Origin of the sequence: Bacteroides sp. FSHCM14E1 (assembly GCF_019633785.1) — a bacterium.
Classification (GTDB): domain Bacteria; phylum Bacteroidota; class Bacteroidia; order Bacteroidales; family Bacteroidaceae; genus Bacteroides; species Bacteroides hominis.
Map to the genome: position 1 here is coordinate 105,681 of NZ_JADKYL010000007.1, position 19,772 is coordinate 125,452.

General features: G+C 49.4%; 14 protein-coding genes. 5 read left to right on the forward strand and 9 right to left on the reverse strand.

Features of this window, described 5'->3' with window-relative positions:
- Window positions 1–20: 20 nt before the first annotated feature.
- From ISX59_RS12580 to ISX59_RS21255, 4 genes are read left to right on the forward strand one after another with little or no spacing between them, the layout of a single operon-like run.
- Window positions 21–1,784 (forward strand): DUF6057 family protein, encoded by a 1,764-nt coding sequence (locus tag ISX59_RS12580; RefSeq protein ID WP_044300140.1) that lies wholly within the window; start codon window positions 21–23, stop codon window positions 1,782–1,784.
- Between the two features lie 6 nt (window positions 1,785–1,790).
- A complete protein-coding gene (locus tag ISX59_RS12585) occupies window positions 1,791–3,251 on the forward strand; it encodes a PD40 domain-containing protein (protein WP_005818439.1) in 1,461 nt (486 codons plus the stop codon).
- Between the two features lie 3 nt (window positions 3,252–3,254).
- A complete protein-coding gene (locus ISX59_RS12590) occupies window positions 3,255–4,385 on the forward strand; it encodes a Rid family hydrolase (RefSeq protein ID WP_005775567.1) in 1,131 nt (376 codons plus the stop codon).
- Between the two features lie 32 nt (window positions 4,386–4,417).
- Window positions 4,418–4,552, forward strand: a complete 135-nt coding sequence (locus ISX59_RS21255) for a hypothetical protein (protein ID WP_005775568.1) — start codon at window positions 4,418–4,420, stop codon at window positions 4,550–4,552.
- A gap of 482 nt (window positions 4,553–5,034) precedes the next feature.
- On the opposite strand, the gene ISX59_RS12595 is transcribed toward ISX59_RS21255, so the two are convergent.
- From ISX59_RS12595 to ISX59_RS12605, 3 genes are all read right to left on the reverse strand, one after another.
- Window positions 5,035–6,183, reverse strand: a complete 1,149-nt coding sequence (locus tag ISX59_RS12595; RefSeq protein ID WP_032540832.1) for a hypothetical protein — start codon at window positions 6,181–6,183, stop codon at window positions 5,035–5,037.
- Between the two features lie 169 nt (window positions 6,184–6,352).
- Window positions 6,353–7,627, reverse strand: a complete 1,275-nt coding sequence (locus tag ISX59_RS12600) for a hypothetical protein (protein ID WP_005818445.1) — start codon at window positions 7,625–7,627, stop codon at window positions 6,353–6,355.
- 78 nt (window positions 7,628–7,705) lie between these two features.
- Entirely contained in the window at window positions 7,706–10,405 is a 2,700-nt protein-coding gene (locus ISX59_RS12605) for a TonB-dependent receptor (RefSeq protein WP_005775574.1), read from the reverse strand.
- A gap of 237 nt (window positions 10,406–10,642) precedes the next feature.
- Between ISX59_RS12605 and ISX59_RS12610 the strand changes: the two genes are divergently transcribed.
- On the forward strand, window positions 10,643–13,402 hold the full coding sequence (locus ISX59_RS12610; protein ID WP_032543500.1) for an ATP-binding protein: 2,760 nt from the start codon (window positions 10,643–10,645) through the stop codon (window positions 13,400–13,402).
- Between the two features lie 138 nt (window positions 13,403–13,540).
- Here the strand turns inward: ISX59_RS12610 and ISX59_RS12615 are convergent, their stop codons facing one another.
- Genes ISX59_RS12615 through ISX59_RS12640 form a run of 6 tightly spaced genes read right to left on the reverse strand, consistent with a single transcriptional unit; the run spans window position 13,541 to window position 19,765 of the window.
- Window positions 13,541–14,977 carry an NADH-quinone oxidoreductase subunit N gene (locus ISX59_RS12615; RefSeq protein ID WP_005775576.1) on the reverse strand — a complete coding sequence of 479 codons (1,437 nt, stop codon included), beginning with the start codon at window positions 14,975–14,977 and terminating at the stop codon, window positions 13,541–13,543.
- Window positions 14,978–14,984: 7 nt separating this feature from the next.
- A complete protein-coding gene (locus ISX59_RS12620) occupies window positions 14,985–16,469 on the reverse strand; it encodes a NuoM family protein (protein ID WP_005810250.1) in 1,485 nt (494 codons plus the stop codon).
- Between the two features lie 12 nt (window positions 16,470–16,481).
- On the reverse strand, window positions 16,482–18,392 hold the full coding sequence (gene nuoL, locus ISX59_RS12625) for an NADH-quinone oxidoreductase subunit L (RefSeq protein ID WP_005810248.1): 1,911 nt from the start codon (window positions 18,390–18,392) through the stop codon (window positions 16,482–16,484).
- 56 nt (window positions 18,393–18,448) lie between these two features.
- Window positions 18,449–18,757, reverse strand: a complete 309-nt coding sequence (nuoK, locus tag ISX59_RS12630) for an NADH-quinone oxidoreductase subunit NuoK (protein ID WP_005775579.1) — start codon at window positions 18,755–18,757, stop codon at window positions 18,449–18,451.
- 9 nt (window positions 18,758–18,766) lie between these two features.
- Window positions 18,767–19,279, reverse strand: a complete 513-nt coding sequence (locus ISX59_RS12635; protein ID WP_005775580.1) for an NADH-quinone oxidoreductase subunit J — start codon at window positions 19,277–19,279, stop codon at window positions 18,767–18,769.
- A 6-nt stretch (window positions 19,280–19,285) separates the two neighbouring features.
- A complete protein-coding gene (locus ISX59_RS12640) occupies window positions 19,286–19,765 on the reverse strand; it encodes an NADH-quinone oxidoreductase subunit I (protein ID WP_032543499.1) in 480 nt (159 codons plus the stop codon).
- Window positions 19,766–19,772: the final 7 nt, after the last annotated feature.

Here is a 19,772-nt window from a genome sequence, read left to right on the forward strand (position 1 = left end):
TTGGGCACAATTTAGCGAATATGAAAAACAAGCACGTCAAGAGAGTGAACCTGCTTCTCTCCATCCTGTTGGGAGCAGGTGTCTTTATCTTCTTTGGAGTATATTATCCTTATCATCTGCACTATCAGGAACAGTTCCAGATGTTTCTTTTCACGTCCGGGTATTTTGTCGAACGGGCATCCCATCCCGGTGGAGTGGCGGATTATTTAGGTAATTTCCTCACTCAGTTTTATTATTATTCGTGGGCGGGAGCCGCTGTCTTAGCAGGTGTATTGTGGGGCATGCAACGTTTGGTTGCATTTATTGCCGGACGTATGGGAGAGTGCTCTTTGTGGTATCCGCTTACCCTGCTGCCCTCTTTGTGTTTCTTTATTCTTCTTTGTGACGAGAACTATCTCCTTTCGGGAGTCCTTTCCGCTTGCATGGTGTTGGGGGCAGTTGCGGGATATACCTGTATTTCCAATCCTGTCGTACGCCGTATCTCCCTTTGGGCAGGCATTCCGGTACTCTATATGTTGGCGGGAGGTTGTGCCTGGTTGTTCATCCCGCTGGCTTTGATGGTTGAGTTTTGGCGCTTCGGCACGAAGCACTCTTCCTTATGGCTTCCGGCAGGCGGAGCGATTCTTGTTGCCGGAGTCACAATCTGGGCTTCCCGGTGGTTGTTTCCTTATCCGATGGACCGCTTGTTGTGGGGAATCGGGAGTTATCGTTTCCCTTTATTCTTTCCGAAAGCACAAGTGGTTGCCTGGATAGCTCTCGTGTTGGTTCCACCGTTAGTAGCCCGCCTGCCTGGGAAGATTACCCGGGGACGTTACGTTGTGGCCCTTACGGGGCAGTTCCTGTTGATGCTGTTGGCCATGAATCTCCTTGGCAAGCGCAGCATCGCGATGAATAAAGAGGCAGTAATGGCTTACGACTATCACGTACGTATGCAGGATTGGGACGGTATCATTGCCCTGGCCGGGAAGAAATTGCCCGATACTCCCATGGCGGTTTCCTGCCTCAACCTTGCCTTAGGGATGAAGGGGCAATTGGCCGACCGCATGTTTCACTATCGCCAGCGTGGAAAAGAGGGGCTGTTCATGTCGTTTGTCAATGACTTTACAATTCCTCTGGTAGCTGCCGAACCCTATTATTACCTGGGGATGGTGAACACAGCCCAACAACTTGTCTTTGAAGCGATGGAGGCCATCCCCGATTATCAGAAGAGCGTCCGCTGTTTTAAGCGGCTTGCCGAAACAAATCTGATAAACGGAAGATATGAAGTGGCAGGCAAATATCTGCGTATCCTGCAACATACCCTTTTTTATAAAGACTGGGCTACGGAGATGCTGGCTTGTCTGGACGATAAGGCGCGGATCGATGCACATCCCGAGTACGGACGCCTAAGAAAACTCACCCCGCAAACCGACCTGTTTTTCAATCCGGCAGAACCGGAGATGACGTTGTCATTGTTGTTGCAGGCAAATCCGGAGAACCGGATGGCCTATGAATATCTGATGGGCATTACCCTGCTGAAGAAAGACATGGGACGATTCGTTCACTATTATCCTTTGGGAGAGAAACTGGGCTACCGCTCGATACCGAAGAGTTATCAGGAGGCACTGCTGTTTGGCTGGAGTATGCAGAAGCATACGCCGGGAGAGGAAATCCCCTGGAAGATTAACCGGGAGACAGGAGAGCGGTTGCGGGAGTATGCGCGCATTTACACTTCTACACGGTCTGAGGAGGCGTTGGCACCCCGGTTTGGAGATACTTACTGGTTCTATGTACATTTTAGATAAAAGATTATGAATAAGATAAAACAGTGTTTAGGTATCCTGCTGTTATCATTAACGGTGGTTTCCTGCCGGCAAAAGGTGGTATCGCCCGTTCCGGTAGATGCACTTCCTCCGATATGGCCCGACTATGCGGGGGTAACGATTCCCGCTACCATTGCACCGCTCAACTTCCGTGTGACTGCCGATGGGGCGGAGGCGGTAGATGTCGTGATTTCCGGAAAGAAAGGAGATCCCATCCGGACAAGCGGAGAATCTGTGGAGATCCCTGCCGGAAAATGGAGCGAGTTGCTGGAGAACAATAAAGGGGACAGCCTTGAAGTGAAAGTATGTATCCGTCAAAACGGAGAATGGAAAGCGTATCGGTCTTTCCCGTTCTATATCAGCCCGTTTCCCATTGATTACGGATTGGTGTACCGCCTGCTTGCACCGGGATACGAAATATACAGCAAGATGGGTATTTATGAGCGCGAACTTTCTACGTTTCGCCAGACTCCTTTGTTTGAGAATACTCAGGTGACGGCCGCCTGTGTCAATTGTCATGCTTTCAATCAGACGAACCCCGATCCGTCCAGCCTGCATGTCAGAGGCGGACACGGAGCCACGGTGATGACCATCGGTGGAGAGAGCGAGTTCCTCGATACAAAAGCTGACGGACAGCTTTCTGCCTGTGTTTATCCTTATTGGCATCCTTCGGGCGAATACATCGCTTATTCGGTGAACCGGACCAACCAGACTTTCCATCTGGGAGGGAAGAAGCCTATCGAGGTTTTTGACCAGGCTTCGGATGTGGTAGTCTACCATCCGCAGTCACATCGGATACTGACTACTCCTCTGCTGAGTACCGCCGCATTCGAAACATTTCCCGCCTTCTCGCCCGACGGACGGACACTTTATTTCTGTTCGGCGGAGCAGAAAGAGATGCCTGCCCGGTATAAAGAGGTGAAATACAGTTTGTGCAGTATTGCTTTCCATCCGGAGGACGGAACATTTGGCGAACGGATCGATACATTAATCTCCGCCCGTACACTGGATAAAAGCATTTCTTTTCCCAAACCTTCATTCGACGGAAAGTATCTGATGTTTACGCTTTCGGATTATGGAAACTTCTCCATCTGGCATAAGGAGGCCGATCTTTGGCTTTTGGATCTGAGAAGCGGGGCCTTCCGCAACCTGGAGGAGGTGAACAGTGACGACACGGAAAGTTATCACAACTGGAGCAGCAATTCACATTGGTTTGTGTTCAGCAGCCGGAGAGGTGACGGGTTGTACACCCGCCTTTATATCGCCTCGGTGGACGAGCAGGGGCGTATCGGGAAGCCTTTCCTGTTGCCTCAGCAAGATCCGTATATATTCTACGATCAGTTGATCTATTCGTATAATGTTCCTGAGTTTGTATCCGCTCCGGTGCAATGGGACAAGCGGGAGATAGCCAAAGGGCTGATGTCGAAGGAGCGAGTTAAAGTGAAATAAAAGATGAGTAAGAGTATGGAATACAGAAAACATAGAATAGAGTATTTAAAGACTACTGTTGAATATTCCCTTTTTGGGGGGGAGGGAGAAACGAAGGAGGCGCATCTGATGTTTCATGTCGATCCGGAAGCGGGGAGTTATGAAGAGCAGCTGACGGCTATTTGCAAAGCATATCATAAGACATTGGGCAGGAAGATAAAACTCAGGGGAATGGTGCCGGCGTTTTGCCGTTACTTTCTGAGTGATGCCGCCAATCAGTGGGAGGTTTTGCAAGCTGTTTTGCAGGAAGAGCCATCGTATGCTGTCTCGGTTGTGCAACAGCCTCCGTTGGATGGAAGTAAGATTGCTTTGTGGGTCTATCTGACCTCCGAACGGAACGCCGCTTATAAGCATTACTGGACAGCCGGTGCGGGTGTGCCTTGCGGTAATTCGGAGCAGCAGATGAAAACCTTGTTAAAATCTTACGAAGCCGATTTGACCGGAAAAGGCTGTACGCTGGCTTCCGATTGCATCCGTACCTGGATCTTTGTGCAGAACGTGGATGTGAATTATGCGGGCATTGTCAAGGCGCGCCGTGAAAACTTTGTCGGGCAGGGACTGACCGAATCGACCCATTATATAGCCAGTACCGGCATAGAGGGGCGGCATGCCGATCCGAAGATACATGTGCTGCTCGATGCCTATGCGGTGAAAGGATTGCAGCCGGGACAGGTGACTTACCTGCATGCGCTGTCTCACCTCAGCCCGACAGCCTTGTATGGAGTGACTTTCGAACGGGGAACTTCCGTAGAGTATGGCGACCGTCGTCATCTCTTTATCAGCGGTACGGCGAGTATCGATCATCGCGGTGAAGTGGTTCATGTAGGCGATGTCCGGGAACAGACCCGGCGGATGTGGGAGAATGTGGAGAAGTTGCTTGAAGAAGGTAAGGCAGGTTTTGCCGATGTGGCGCAAATAATAGTCTATCTTCGTGACGCTTCCGATTATCCGGTTGTCCGGGCTATGTTTGCCGAACGCTTTCCGCAAATACCCATACAGTTCGTTGCCGCTGCCGTGTGCCGCCCTACCTGGCTGATCGAGATGGAATGTATGGCAGTAGCCGGAAACGATAACTCCAGTTATCAATCGTTTTGATAGAATTTATTCTATTTCGCTTTCTAAAAGATATGAAATGCGCTGTTTGCCAAACAGCGCATTTCTTTTTTTTGATAGATCCGGAAGAAGAAGCCTTCCTCAAAGGGGCTTTGGAAGCTGGAAAGCCGGGCTTGAAGGCTCCGAAAGCCGGGGTGTTGAGAGAATAGAGCCGGGCTTTCTGGAAAAAGAAGTAAGCATTTGCCGAAAATGCTTACTTCTTTCGGGGCAAATGCTTACTTCTTTTTGAAATATCTCCTAATGTTTTTCCGGATTACTCTTATTGTTTCCGATCGGAGCTTCAAAAGAGAGTGGAATTTTCCTGGTTGCTACTCCGGAACGAATGAAGTGGAAATGACAAAGAAACGGATCTTTGGGGCAATTTCCGTCTATGGGTCCTGCTTTTTGCAGAAACGGTGTTATCTTGTTCGTCCATCGGCTGTTCGGGTGATAAAAGTAAAAACAGCGATCGCCATAGAAGGCGATTTTAGTCCTGCGGCTTTATGACGGGCCGAAAGAAAGCAATCTGAGAGGATTGAAGTATCATTTTGACAGAATGTCAAAACCGCAGGAAGTGTGCCAAGGTTCACCACAGAGGACACAGAGTAACACAGAGGTGAAAAGGGTTTTGATTCACCTCATTCCGGTGAATTCAATACTCCGTTTCCTGTGGATTAAAGTTACACCATCCTTTTGTCCACTCCGGATAGTTGATTTCTTCCTTTTCACTGAACACTACATTTTCCATTACGGCAGGTGTCCCTTCTATGTCCGACGGATATCCGTTGATCCGGCAGTTCCGGAAGGTTACTGACGTATTGGCCCCCAGATACAGTGCCGAACCGAACAATCCCAACATACTTTCATTCTCCGGCCGCAGTCCGCCGCCATTGATGAAGTCGGGACGGTTTACGAATGAAGCGTCTCCCGAGGCGGGACCATAGATCGTGACATCTTCAAAGGTGGCGGCTGTGGTGGGAGTGGCCGGGCTGTTTGTACCGTTGTTGCTGCATTCGAAGGCATGAGAACCTGTGATGTCGGCTATTCGCGGATGGCGGATACCCAAGAGATGCTTGCACGTACCACTGTAACCATTGTCTGTATCGAAGTCGTCGTCCCAGCAATGATAGGCCACCAGATATTCTGCATTGACCGTTCCGCCGAACCATTCGAAAGCATCGTCATTGGCATAGGATACTTGCAGATGGTCTATCTGCGTACCGTTTCCTACCGAGCCGAAAGTGATTCCGTTAATCTCCTGGTTCTTCTTGAACGGATACCCCGCAAACTCTACGCGGACGTAACTCAGGATGCCCGAATTATCTGCGTTGTTCGGACCGCCGTGCGTGGTGCGCGGACCTCCTTCTATCTGCATGATGTTTTCGTTGTTCCGGGCATAGCCACAAAGAATCAGCCCTCCCCAGTCGCCCGGTTTCCGCTTTCCGGCAGGCATTTCGGAAGTGAATACAATCGGTGCATCCACTGTTCCTTGGGCTATCAGCTTTCCGCCCGGTTCTATGATCAGGGCGGCACGGGTCTCTTTGTCGCCTTTGATGACGGTGCCTGCCTCAATGGTCAGTGTGGAGCCGTATGTGACGTAACACCAACCTTTCATCAGGTAAGTGCCTCGTTTCAGGTATTGATGATCTTTTATCTCAAAGGTCTGTTCTCCGTTTCCGATGATGTTTTCACCGTAAACAATGTTGTTACCCTGTCCGCCGTTCTCGTCGTCCGTACAGCTACTGCCGGCCAGGCAAACCAGTGCTGTCAGTGCGATAATCCTTAGTCTGTATCTGTTCATAGTTTGAAAAACAGGTAAATGTGTCAAAATCCACCACAGAGGACACAGAGTAACACAGAGACAATTTTAAATTGTTGATTATTACTGAAAAACTCTGTGATGCTCTGTGTTACTCTGTGGTGAAAAGAGTTTCGACACTACCTCTTCATTCTGTGAGTGTATATGTGATTTATAACTTTGTCCAACCTTTGGTCCATTCGTTGTCTGCTTTCACTGCGCCTTTATAAGCCGCTTTCTCAAAGAAGCTGTCTGCCGAGAGGTCGGCTCCTCCTTCTTGGATTCCGATGAAGGTGTTGCTGAAGCTGAAAGTCTGGTTGATGGCATTGTGATTCTCTGCGGCTGTGAACAGGGCAGAAGAGTAACCGCCGTCACCGCTGGCTTTGATATCTCCCGCGATAGCGATGTAGTTCAATACCGAAGGACCATTCACCAAGTACTTCTCGGTTTGTTCTGTTTCGGTAGTCAGGTTATTGGCTTTGCCTGTAACCAGAGCATTGTAGATTTTGGCCTGAGTTCCGGCACGCAGGCGGATGCCTCTTTTACCTTCGTCATTGTTGGCGCCGATCAGTGTCAGGTTAGCCAGTGTGGGGCATGAAATCGGAGTGGCATCCATGTTCTTGTCATAGTTGTCGGCTTCGATCAGGCAGTCACATGTATATCCCAAAGTGGCGGGATCTTCCTGGTAGGCGACAAAGAATTGACCTTTTCCGCTCCATCCTTCTGTCCAGTCGAAAGAATCGTCACTGTTGCTTACCGATACCAGATACTTGGCATTGACCGTACCTCCGAACCATTCGAAACCGTCATCCGTACCTTTGTATGCTTCCAGATATTCGAGGGTAGTGCCGTTTCCTACACCGTAGAAGGTGAAACCGTTGCACTCTTTTTCTGTGGTGAACTTATAACCTGCGTATTCCAGGCGGATGTACTTCAGGATACCTGAGTTATCTGCCGGATCGGAACCACCGTAAGTAGCGTCTCCTACTTCCGATTTACCGGTCGATCCGATATTGATCGGGGCTTTACCGCAAATATGGATACCGCCCCATGCTCCGGGTTCTTTGGTGTCGGAGGTCATGATAATCGGAGCAGAGGCAGTACCTACCGCTTCGATCTTGGCCCCTTGTTCCACGAGGATGTAGTCGATGGTGGCATCGTCGCTCTTGGCGCTGATTGTCACACCTTCACCGATCTTCAGGGTAGAACCGGCTTTGATGATATATTCTCCGTCGAGGGAGAAGTTGTAGCCTTTGGTCAGGATCACGGTTTTTGATCCGTCTACGCTTCCTTTCAGTGTTCCGTTGTTGGCTACCACTTCTTCGCCTTCGCCGTTTCCGCCACCTTCGCCGTTGTTGTCGTCACTACAAGCTGCAAGCGAACACATTCCCATCAGGGCTGCTACGGCCCAAGAGTTGAGTTTTAGATAATTCATTTTCATCTTCATACTGTTTATGGTTTATACTATCTGTTTGATTATTAATATAAATACTCTGTGTGATTCTGTCTCTCCCTGTGGCGAGCCTTAGAATCTGTACGAGACTCCTATCTCCGCATTTGTTCCCGGACGGAATGATTCTACTTCCACCTTTTGTCCCGTTGCCGGTAGTTCCTGCTTGAAACGGATGGTACTGTTCAGCAAATCTTTCATCTGTAAGCGCAGGTTTAGATGCTTGTTGATGGCATAGCTTGCTATGAAGTCCATCGTGTGCAGGGTCTGTTGCTTGATATTGCCTGTTCCGTAGATACCTACTGTCTCGATGCGTGGCCCTTGCACATTATAAACCAGTGCCAGTGTCAGGTCGCTTTCTCCCCTTAATTGGGGAGTGTAGCTGATATCGGCATTGATCAGGAACGGGGAGGCTCCCTGCAGAGCGCGTTCCGAGTCGGTATATACCCCGCCTTCAGGAAGGATGACGTTTGTATACATATATGAGCCGTTGGCACCGATACGGAGATTCTTGAACAGTTCTTTGCGGAACTCGATTTCCACTCCCGTGGCTATTCCGTCTTCGGCGTTGCGGAAAGAACGGATCACTGTTCCGCCCGAAGACTCCTGGGTCTGCTCAATGGGCGACTTCAGTTTCTTGAAGTAACCGGTAACGGAGAACATGTCGCCATTGTTACGTTTCGGGAAGAAATCGTAGCGCAGGTCTATGTTGTAGTTATAAGCATTCTTCAGCTCGTTGTTACCACGGATGTAGGCACTTCCGTAGGACTCCTGGTAGAGGAACGGGGCCATTTCGATGAACGAAGGCCGGGTGACGGTGCGTGATACGGAGAGGCGCAGGCTGTTGGTTTCATCGATGGTGTACTTCAGGTTCAGTGCCGGGAAGAAATCACCTTTGTCCAGGTTCGTCTTCTTCTCCTGCCCTCCGTCTGTCCAGTAGCGTACCCATTGCTTGGCTTGCTCGTAGCGCAGCCCCACGTTGACCAGCAGAGATTCAACCGGATAATATTCTATTTCGGCAAACCCTGCCCATACATCCATGCCGGCGTAATAGTTGTAACGGGGTTGTGCGTCGATATTGGCTTTTATCGTTCCGTTGGCTATGTTTTCCTGATTCAAATATCCGTTGGTATCGTATATGTTGGTGACATCGGCATTCAGGGCATTGATGTCATAATAGAAGTTCACGCTTTCAAAGTCGCGCTTTTTGCTTTTGTAAGTCCCTCCCACACGAATGAGGTTCGCGTCACCCCATTTGTACGAAGTGCGCAGGTCACCTACAATCTCCTTTTCCTGCAATTCTCCGAAATAGCGGTTGGTGGTCTGGTTCAGTTTAAAGAGGTTCAGCTTGTCGCTTCCTTCATTGCGGAAGAAGACAACCTGCCGGCGGTCCGGTTCATCGCTGTTGGTCAGCCCGTAGGAAGCACTCCAGTTTACATCCCACTGAGAGGTCAGCTCATGGTGTCCCATCAACTGGTTGTTCAGCAGTGAATACGCATGAAATACGCTGTTGCTCGACGTAATGTTGTTCTTTTCTGCATCGATCCCTTCGCGTGCCATGTAGTCGTTGATGGCATTGCGGGCATAAAACAGGGTAAAGTTGATGTGGTCGGCCTGCCGGAACGAGTATCCGATGCTGCCCAGTCCCGCTATTTTCAATGCGCTGGAATAGCTGTCGTAATTAAACTTATCGAGATGTGTGCCTTGTGCCGTCATGGTAGTGACGTAGGCATCTTTCAGAATCTGGTTTTCGTTGCTGATACCTACCGAGGCGAGTAGGCTCAGGCGGTTGCCGTTGGGCAGAGTCCAGCTCTTGCCTCCTCCGAGGTTACCGCCGAACTCGGGTAACGAACGGTGCTTGCTGATGGCGAAGTTTGTACCGAACGGATCATTGTTGCGGGCATAATCGCGGAACTCGCTTTTACCCATAGCCAGAATCCGGTCTTTGTTCTTTAGGTTGCCTGTACTGAAGAGTCCCCCCTTCCGGTCGCTGTAATAGAAATCTTTTCCGATGGTGTTGAAGCGTCCGCCTACGTTGAAGCCGATGGAGAAAAAGTCACTTCCGGTATTCTCTTTGGTGCTGATGTCGATATGTGCACCCGAATAGTCGGCGAAAGATCCGGCGGCATATACTTTGCTGACCGTAATGTTCTTTACGGTAGAGGCCGGAAAGAGGTCGAGCGGGATCAGCTTGTTGTCCGGATTGGGCGAAGCTATGGGCAGCCCGTTCAGGGTGGTGGTGCTGTACCGGTCTCCCAGTCCGCGCACAATCAGTTGTCCGGCACTGGCAATGGAGATTCCCGTTATTTTTTTAACCCCATCCTGTACGTTCGATATACCTTTGAGAGTCATCTCCTTGGCTCCCATGTTCTCGATGGCAAGCGTTGCTTTTTGTCTTTCCTGCAACAAAGCCTTTTCACCTTCCAGGTTCTTGCGGGCCACTACGGTGACGGCATCCAGCGTTTGTGCATCCACTTCCAGTTCGAAGTTCAGTGTCGCATCGGTTTTTATCTTCACTTCATTCATCCGGAACGTTTTATATCCTATGTATTTCACTTCGAGGGTATAAGTGCCGTTGTTCAGTGTAAGGGTGTAATTACCGTTTAAATCGGCTACGGCACCGGTGGCGGAACCTGTAACCTGTACGGTAGCTCCCGTGAGCGGTTCTTTGGTTTGTTTGTCAATGATGGTTCCCTTGATGACACCTGCTGTGATTCCCAAGGAAAATGTAGTGAGAAGAAGGGTGGAGAGAAGTCTCCCGATTCGTTGTTTCATGTCTTTTTATCTACGTTTTTCTGTCGGTGCAAAGTTGCGGGATTCAGGTTACGGGGGTGATACATGCACTATACGATTCGTTAACATCTGTGTTACATTCCTGTGTATTCTTTCCCCTGCAATACTCTTAGAGCACCGTTACCGCAAATATTTAATCCATTCTCTTGATAGAAATGGATAATTTTCTAATTTTGCATACTTACAGCAGACAAACATATACCCCTGTAAACTACTTTTATGGATAACGATATCGAACGGTTACGGCGAATGGCCTCCATGGCACAGATCGGGTGGTGGGAAGCTGACTTCACAGCCGGACACTATTTATGCTCAGAATATCTATGTGATTTATTAGGACTGGAAGGTAATACTATCTCTTTTATGGATTTCAGAGAACGGGTACGGAAGGACTATCAGGAACAGATAGTTCGGGAGTTCAACGCTTCTATACACCGGGAGTTTTATGAACAGACCTTTCCCATTTATTCCAAAGAGGGAATCATCTGGTTGCACACACGTTTGGGCAATCGGGAGGAAGTGCCGGGCAGGGGGATCATTTCCTTCGGTACCATACAACGGGTAGAGGCTCCCAATGAAACCTCAGAACGTATCCTGGAGCGTGTAAACGATTTGCTGTATCGTCAGAACTCCATTTCCCATTCGCTGTTGCGCTTCCTGAAAGATGACAGTGTGGACCTTTGTATCATGGATATATTGAAAGATATCCTCGACCTTTTTCGTGGCGGACGGGTGTATATCTTTGAGTATGATGAATATTACCGTTATCAGGACTGTACCTATGAAGTGGTGGCAGAGGGAGTGCCGGCGGAGATTGAAAGCCTGCAACGCATCGCTACCGACAGTTTGCCCTGGTGGACGAGTCAGACCTTATCGGGTAAGCCGGTGATACTGGATTCATTGGATCAGCTTCCGAAACATGCGAAATCCGAATATGCCATCCTCAGCCGCCAGAACATCAAGTCGCTGATGGTCACTCCGCTGATAGCGGGCGAACATGTATGGGGATATATGGGAATCGACCTTGTGGAGAATTACCGCAACTGGAGTAATGAAGATTTCCAGTGGTTGTCGTCTTTGGCCAATATAATCAGTATCTGCATCGAACTGCGCAAAGCAAAAGATGATGCCATCCGCGAACGTTCTTTCTTGCGTAACCTGTTCCGCTTCATGCCGATGGGATATGTGCGTATGTCTATCATCCGGGATGCCGGCGGGAAACCTTGCGACTACCGGATAGCCGATGCCAATGATCTGAGTTCGGAACTGATCGGATTGCCTCTTTCGGATTATGTGGGGCGTCTGGGTAGTGAACTGTATGCAGATACGAAAGCACCAATAGACTATCTGGTGGACGTTATTGAAGATAATGTGCATAAAGAGACGGATGTCTTCTTTGATCGCTCCCAGCGCAGTTCCCATTGCATCATATATTCTCCGGAGAAAGACGAGGTGGTTTCCTTGTTTCTGGACTCTACGGAGACAGTACGTGCCCATAGGGCTTTGGATCGCAGCGAAAAGCTCTTCAAGAGTATCTTTGCCAATATTCCTGCCGGAGTGGAGCTTTATGATAAGGATGGCTATCTGCTCGATTTGAACAACTGGGACATGGAGACCTTTGGGGTGAAGGATAAAGCGGATGTAATAGGTGTCAGCTTCTTTGAGAACCCGAATGTGCCTCTTGAAATCAGGGAACGGGTGCGGAACGAGGATTTGGTGGATTTCAGGCTGAATTACTCTTTTGAGAGGGCAGGCGACTATTTCCACTCGGATAGACAGAAGATGATTGAACTCTATACAAAGGTCAGTAAGCTGTTTGACAGTCAGGGGAACTTCAACGGATATGTATTGATTAATATCGATAATACGGAGCGTATCGACGCCATTAACCGTATCCGTGATTTTGAGAACTTCTTCCTGCTGATATCGGACTATGCAAAGGTGGGGTATGCTAAACTGAACTTGCTTACCAAACGTGGTTATGCCATCAAACAGTGGTATAAGAATATGGGCGAGCCTGAGGATATTCCGCTGTCGTCGGTTGTGGGAGTCTATGATAAGATGCATCCGGAAGACAGGCAGAAAGTCGTTGATTTCTACGAAAAGGTATTGAAGGGTGAGGAGAAGGATTTCCGTAGCGAAATGCGTGTGTTGAAGCCCGGCACTGCCGATGAGTGGAACTGGGTGCGCATGAATGTGGTGGTTACCAAGTTTGAACCGGATAACGGGGAGATAGAGATCATCGGCATTAACTATGACATTACCGAGCTGAAAGAGACGGAAGCCATGCTTATTGAGGCTAAAGAGAAAGCTGAGACGATGGACCGCCTGAAGAGTGCTTTTCTTGCGAATATGAGTCATGAGATACGTACACCGCTCAATGCGATTGTCGGCTTCTCGGGGTTGCTGATGGATACGGAAGATCTGGAAGAACGTCGTGAATACATTAAGATTGTACAAGAGAATAACGACTTGCTGTTACAGCTGATCTCTGATATTTTAGATCTGTCGAAAATAGAGGCGGGGACATTTGAATTCACCTATGGCGAGACGGATGTGAATATGCTTTGTGAAGATATTGTCCGCAGTTCCCAGATCAAGGTACCACAAGGAGTTGAGTTGGTTTTTGATCCGCATCCGTCGGAATGCAGCGTGGTGAGTGACCGGAACCGCCTGCATCAGGTTATCTCTAATTTCGTGAACAATGCTTTGAAGTTTACTTCATCGGGCAGTATCCGCGTGGGATACGAAGAAAAAGAAGAGTGCGTGGAGTTTTATGTGCGGGATACGGGAATTGGAATTCCCGCAGGGCAACTGCCTCATATCTTTGAGCGTTTCGTCAAGTTGAACACCTTTATTCATGGAACCGGCCTCGGGCTTTCCATCTGCAAAAGCATCGTAGAGCAGTTAGGCGGAGTCATAGGAGTGGATTCGGAAGAGGGAAAGGGCTCCCGGTTCTGGTTCACCATTCCGAAATAGGGGCTTTCATAGCAAAAGACATTTCACCACAGAGGACACAGAGGACGCAGAGGGAAACCGAAGATATTATTATCCTAATGGATAACGTATCTTTATCTCCTTCTCTGTGTCCTCTGCGTCCTCTGTGGTGAAATATGGTTAAGCAAACTTATCGATTCCCTGATAGATGCAGCTTGCGATACCTAAGGCTATGATGCCCAATGTACAAAGTGCGAGACTTAACTTGGTATAACCGTCACTGCGGAAAGCGGGGATGGGTTCTTCGTTGGGATTGATATACATGGCTTTCACGATCAGCAGGTAGTAGTAGAGTGAAACTACTGTGTTGATCAGGGCAATGAATACCAGTAAATGGAACCCACTGTTGAATGCGGCCATGAAGATGAAGAACTTGGAGAAGAAACCCGCAAACGGAGGGATACCGGCCAGTGAGAACAGGGCAAGTGTCATGATGAAAGCCAGTTTGGGGTTTGTCCGGTACAGTCCGTTATAGTCGTTTATTTCTACCTTGTTGCTACGTTGCTCCACAATCGAGATAACCGCGAACACACCTAAGTTTGCTGCCAGGTAAACCAGTACATAATAAACCAGGGCGGTCATTCCCATCGCACTGCCACCTATGACACCCAGCATGATGTATCCGGCCTGAGAGATGGCTGAGAATGCCATGAAACGTTTTAGGTTCTGCTGGCGGATGGCAAAGAGATTGGCAATGGTGATTGAGGCAATAGTTACCCAGAACAGTACTTCCTGCCATTGTGCCGTCATCGGTGCAAATACTTTCGTCAGGATGGTCATCAGCACGAAAGCTGCCGATCCTTTGGAGATCACACTTAAATAGGAGGTCACGGCCGTGGGTGCACCTTCGTATACGTCGGCGGTCCAGAGATGGAAGGGAACCAGGGAGATCTTGAATCCCATGCCGGCAAAGAAGAATACGAAAGCCATGACCTGAAGCATGTTACCTGTAATGTGTTCGGGCAGGTCATCGAAGTAGAGAGTGCCTGACGTTCCGTAAATCATCGAAAGACCGAACAGCAGCAAGGCACTTGAGAACAGAGCTGTCAGGATATACTTGGCACCTGCTTCTGCGGAGTGGTGGCGGTATTTGTCGAATGCCACCAGTGCGGCCATAGGGATACTCGCCATTTCCAGCCCGATGAAGAACATCAGGAAGTGTCCGGCAGAGATCATGAAATACATACCTAACAGGGTGGAGAGTGTCAGGACATAAAACTCTCCCTGCTTGATGCTGGTGTCTTCACGCTTCAGCCATTCGTGGGCCATCAGTATCACGATGAGAGTACCTACGTTGAGCACTGCTTTGATGATGGTTTGCATCGGTGCATACTGATACATTCCGCCGAAAGCCTCCGCCGGAGCTCCGGGGAAGAGGTTGATTACGGTGTGGATGGTCAGCAGGATGACAGCCGGCAAGGTAAGCGACCTGGTAGGTAGTTTGGGAGCCGTGCCTTTATGGTCCGGGCAGGTAAACAGGTCGACCACAAACAGGATGAGGATAACCGCTATCAGCGATAGCTCCTCTTTCATATATAGAAATTGTGAATAGTCCATCTTCTTTTTATGGTATTAAGTGTGAAACAACGGGCAATACACTTTCGCCGATCATGTGGCTTACCCAGAAAGGAGCCATACCCAGTCCGGCAACACAAATAATGAGACAGATAACGGCGAAGCGTTCATCCCAGGTTGCGTCTGTCAGTGCCAGGTGATGCTTGTTGGTACAAGTCCCATACAGAATCTTGCCTACCAGCCGGAGGATATAGACCGCAGTAATGACAATGGATGAACAAGCGATAATGGTCAGTGTGCGGTGGAACACATCGAAGTTCTGGAATGAACCGACAAAGATGGTCATCTCGGCTACGAAGCCGCTGAGTCCCGGAAGTCCCAGGTTGGCAAGTCCGGCAATTACATAGCAGACACTGAGGAACGGCATCACTTTCATCAGTCCGTTCAACTCGCGTACGTCGCGGGTATGTGTACGTCCGTATATCATACCGATGAGGGCGAAGAACAATGCTGTCATTAACCCGTGGCTGAGCATCTGGAGCACTGCACCGGTGGCGGCTGTCTGGTTCATCATCAGGATAGCGAAGAGCACCAGACCACAGTGGCTCACTGACGAGTAGGCATTAATATACTTCAGGTCGGTTTGCACACAAGCGCTGAAGGCACCGTATACAACCGATATACCTGTCAGGATCAGGAAGATCCAGCCCAGTTCGTTGGCAGCTTCCGGCATCAGGTACATGGCGATGCGGAAACATCCGTAACCTCCCAGTTTCATCAGTACGCCGGCATGCAGCATGGAGACGGCAGTCGGTGCCGAGGCATGACCGTCGGGGCTCCATGTGTGGAAAGGAAAGAGTGCGCCCAGTACGCCGAATCCCAGGAAGGTGAGCGGGAACCAGATGCACTGTTGTGCGAACGGGATGTTGTGCAGCCGGGCTATTTCGAGGATGTTCATTGTCGTCCCGCCGGCACCGAAGAATATGCCCAGAATACCGATCAGCAAGAAAGCCGAACCACCCATCAACATCAGGGTCAGCTTCATGGCTGCGTATTCCTTGCGTCCCGAGCCCCATACACCGATCAGCAGATACATCGGGATCAACGCGATTTCGTAGAACATGAACATGGTGAACAGATCAATGGAGATGAAGAATCCGAATACTCCCATCGACAGGAGTGTGAACCACAGGAAGTATTCTTTGGTCAGCGGTTGCAGCTTCCAGGAAGCGAAGGTACCGGTGAAAACAATGACGGCACTAAGCAGCAGCATGGCTACCGATATTCCGTCGACTCCTACTGAATAGGATATGTGGAGGGGAGCATACCATACTGTGTCGGCACGGAACAGCATTTCGGCTGTGGCTCCTGCCTGGCGCTCGCCTAAATAAAGGAACGTCAGCACAATACTCAGGATAAGCAACGCTGTACTTCCCGCTACCATCACTCCACGGATGGCTTTAATGCCTTTGGCAAGGTATAACCCGCCAAGCATCAGCAGAGGAATGAGTACGAATAAGGATAAAAAGTTCATATCTTTTGTGCTTTATAAGATTAATATTAAGATCAGTATCAATGCTCCAAGCAAGAATACGTAAGCGTATTGCTGTACACGTCCGCTTTGCAGTCCCCGTATCTCGTCGCTTGTGGCGTGGGTTCCCCAAGCTATGAAGTTGAAGAATCCGTCTACTACATGGCGGTCGAACCAAGCGATCGGCGTAGAGATGCAACGGAAGATGATGCGGTGCGTGATGAACTGATATACTTCGTCGATATAGAAACGGTGGTAGGCTGCCCGGTGCAGTCCGGCGAACCGTTTGGCAAGTTTATCTGCCAATGGCTGTTGCGGACGCAGGTACATGCAAGTGGCCAGAACGATGGAGCCCACGGCAATCACTACGCTGGTGACGGCCACTGAAGTTTCCAGATGAATGGTATACGATTCACCGTTGGCACTGATGAAATGTCCGAAAGGAATGAAACCGGCCACACAAGTAACGGCAGCCAGGAAGATTAACGGAACAGTCATGGTGAGGGGAGACTCGTGTGGAGTGTGTGCGTCACTTACTCCATTGCTTGCCGACTTTTGCCCGGGCGTTACACCGGCCCAGAAAATGCCGTAGTAGAGACGGAACATATAGAAGGCAGTCATAGCCGCGATGATTGTCATCACCCAACCCATCACAGGGCTGTACTGGAAGCAAGCTGCCAGAATTTCATCTTTAGAGAAGAAACCTGAGAACGGAGGAATACCCGCGATGGCAAGACAGGCTATCAGGAAGGTGATATGCGTAATCGGCATGTACTTACGGAGTCCGCCCATGGCGGACATCTCGTTGGAATGTACGGCATGAATGATGCTGCCGGCACCCAGGAAGAGCAATGCCTTGAACATGGCATGTGTGAAAAGATGGAACATGCCGGCCATATAGCCCAGTCCTCCGTGATGCGGGTCGGAAGAGGTGCAGACACCTAATGCCACAATCATAAAGCCGATTTGTGAGATGGTGGAAAAAGCAAGTACACGCTTGATATCACTCTGTACGCAAGCCACGCTGGCTGCATAAAACGCAGTGAAAGCGCCCACCCATCCGATCAGGTGCAGTACGTCCGGTGCATATTCGATGAAGAGCGGGAACATGCGTGCCACCAGATAGACACCGGCTACCACCATGGTAGCGGCATGAATCAATGCACTGACAGGAGTCGGACCTTCCATGGCATCCGGTAACCAGATGTGCAGCGGGAACATGGCACTCTTGCCGGCACCGCCGACAAACATCAGTCCGAGGGCCAGAGGTAACATGCTGGCGCCACCGCTCAACATCGAAACTGTGTCGGGAGTGAAGCCGAATGTACCTCCGTAATATCCGTATAGCAGGATACCGATCAGGAATCCCAGGTCGGCGAAGCGGGTTACGATGAACGCCTTTTTGCTGGCGGCAATGGCTGCCGGGCGGGTATAGTAGAAGCCTATCAGCAGGTAAGAAGATACACCTACCAGTTCCCAGAACAAATACATCTGGAAGATATTGGTTGCCACTACCAGTCCGAGCATCGACATGGTGAACAAGGACAGGAATGCGTAGTATCGCTGGAATCCTCGTTCACCTTTCATATAACCGAAGGAGTAGATATGTACCATCAGGCTGACAGTGGAGATCACGATCAGCATCATTACCGAAATAGGGTCGAGCAGGATGCCCAGATTGAATGTCAGTGTCTCCGTAAACGGAAGCCATTCGAAGTTATAAGGAATGAGCGTGGCGAACGTTCCGTCCGCCAGGCGGGGAGCCGAAAAGTATTGTATGGCCGTGATGTACGAAAGTACGGTCACCGCTGCCAATACCAGCGTGCCAATGGTGCCCGCTGTCCGGTGGCTCATCCACTTGCCTCCTATCCCTGTTGTCAGGAAGGAGAGGAAAGGGAGAAGAAGGATCAGAATTGTATATTCCATAATCTATCTGTTGTTGTATATTATACTATGTTTATACTGCAGGAGGTATGCTCTGCCTACCATTTTAATTCATCGAGATTCTTTACCTGTATACTGCGTATATTGCGGTAAATATTAATCATGATGGCAATGGCGATAGCCGTTTCCGCAGCCGAGATGGCGATGGAGAACAGGGCAAAGAAATATCCTTCCAGCTCTCCGGGGAAAAGGAAACGGTTGAATACGGCAAAGTTGATATCGGTCGCATTCAGCATCAGTTCCACAGAGATCAGGATTGCAAGTGTGTTGCGCCGGGTGAAGAACCCGTATATTCCTGCAAACATCATGATGGTAGAAACCACCAGATAATATTCCATGTGTATCATCATATCTTTCTATCTTTTACGTGCAATTAATAATCCGCCTACGATACAAGCCAGCAACAGTATGCTGACTGCTTCGAAAGGCAATACATATCCATATTTGCCGCTGCTTAGCAGTGCATGCCCGATGGTCTTGATACTGATTTCTACCGGTTCCGGATCGCTTGTCGGTACGAATTTGTGGGTCAGTGTGATAAAGAGCACCAGTGCCGCGCCTACTATGGTCGTGGCGAGTCCCGCCAGGAATTTACTCCGTTTCAGGTGAGCCGCCCGGTCGCCTTCTCCACTCGTCAGCAGGATGGAGAATACGTAGAGCACCACAATACCTCCGGCATAGACCATGATCTGTACCGATCCGAGGAAAGTATACCCCAACAGAAAGTAGATGCCTGCTGTGCCGAAAAGCACAAACAGCAGATAGGTGGCCGAACGTACGATGCGTTGTGTAGTCACCGTCAGTATGGACATGGCAATGATGAACACTGCCAGAAAGTAGAATACTACTGTTTCAAGTGTAAGTCCCATATTCTTTTATTCTTTTTTCTTTTCGATTACTTTACTGCCTTCGTGATTGAGCTGCAGGATGAGCTTGCTCCGGTCGAATACGGCATGCTCAAATATCTGGTCGAAGGTGATTGCGTCGTGCGGGCAGGCATTGACACATAGCTGGCAGAAGATACACGAGCCGAGGTCGTACTCATACTTTGCCAGTATTTTCTTCTTTTTACCCTCTTCCGTTTCAATGGTCTCACTGGTCACTTTGATGGTATCATTCGGACATGCCATCTGGCACAGTCCGCAGGCTACGCAGCGATGCTCATTGTTTTCGTTGTGAGGCATGGTCAATGTACCGCGGAAACGGTCGAACATCTTGAGTTCTGCACGGTTTTCCGGGTATTGTTCGGTTACTTTCTTCCGGAAATACACCTTGATGGTGGTTTTCATACCCGTCAGCAGGGAGCCGATGCCTTGCATCAGGCCACCTAAATATGTATATTCTTCATTCTTCATTTTTCAG

What these genes read in the sequence shown, in the direction of transcription:
- ISX59_RS12580 (WP_044300140.1), top strand. Translation starts at nt 21, where the DNA reads ATGAAAAACAAGCACGTCAAGAGAGTGAACCTGCTTCTCTCCATCCTG.
- ISX59_RS12585 (WP_005818439.1), top strand. Translation starts at nt 1,791, where the DNA reads ATGAATAAGATAAAACAGTGTTTAGGTATCCTGCTGTTATCATTAACG.
- ISX59_RS12590 (WP_005775567.1), top strand. Translation starts at nt 3,255, where the DNA reads ATGAGTAAGAGTATGGAATACAGAAAACATAGAATAGAGTATTTAAAG.
- ISX59_RS21255 (WP_005775568.1), top strand. Translation starts at nt 4,418, where the DNA reads ATGAAATGCGCTGTTTGCCAAACAGCGCATTTCTTTTTTTTGATAGAT.
- ISX59_RS12595 (WP_032540832.1), bottom strand. Translation starts at nt 6,183, where the DNA reads ATGAACAGATACAGACTAAGGATTATCGCACTGACAGCACTGGTTTGC.
- ISX59_RS12600 (WP_005818445.1), bottom strand. Translation starts at nt 7,627, where the DNA reads ATGAAGATGAAAATGAATTATCTAAAACTCAACTCTTGGGCCGTAGCA.
- ISX59_RS12605 (WP_005775574.1), bottom strand. Translation starts at nt 10,405, where the DNA reads ATGAAACAACGAATCGGGAGACTTCTCTCCACCCTTCTTCTCACTACA.
- ISX59_RS12610 (WP_032543500.1), top strand. Translation starts at nt 10,643, where the DNA reads ATGGATAACGATATCGAACGGTTACGGCGAATGGCCTCCATGGCACAG.
- ISX59_RS12615 (WP_005775576.1), bottom strand. Translation starts at nt 14,977, where the DNA reads ATGGACTATTCACAATTTCTATATATGAAAGAGGAGCTATCGCTGATA.
- ISX59_RS12620 (WP_005810250.1), bottom strand. Translation starts at nt 16,469, where the DNA reads ATGAACTTTTTATCCTTATTCGTACTCATTCCTCTGCTGATGCTTGGC.
- nuoL (WP_005810248.1), bottom strand. Translation starts at nt 18,392, where the DNA reads ATGGAATATACAATTCTGATCCTTCTTCTCCCTTTCCTCTCCTTCCTG.
- nuoK (WP_005775579.1), bottom strand. Translation starts at nt 18,757, where the DNA reads ATGATACACATGGAATATTATCTGGTGGTTTCTACCATCATGATGTTT.
- ISX59_RS12635 (WP_005775580.1), bottom strand. Translation starts at nt 19,279, where the DNA reads ATGGGACTTACACTTGAAACAGTAGTATTCTACTTTCTGGCAGTGTTC.
- ISX59_RS12640 (WP_032543499.1), bottom strand. Translation starts at nt 19,765, where the DNA reads ATGAAGAATGAAGAATATACATATTTAGGTGGCCTGATGCAAGGCATC.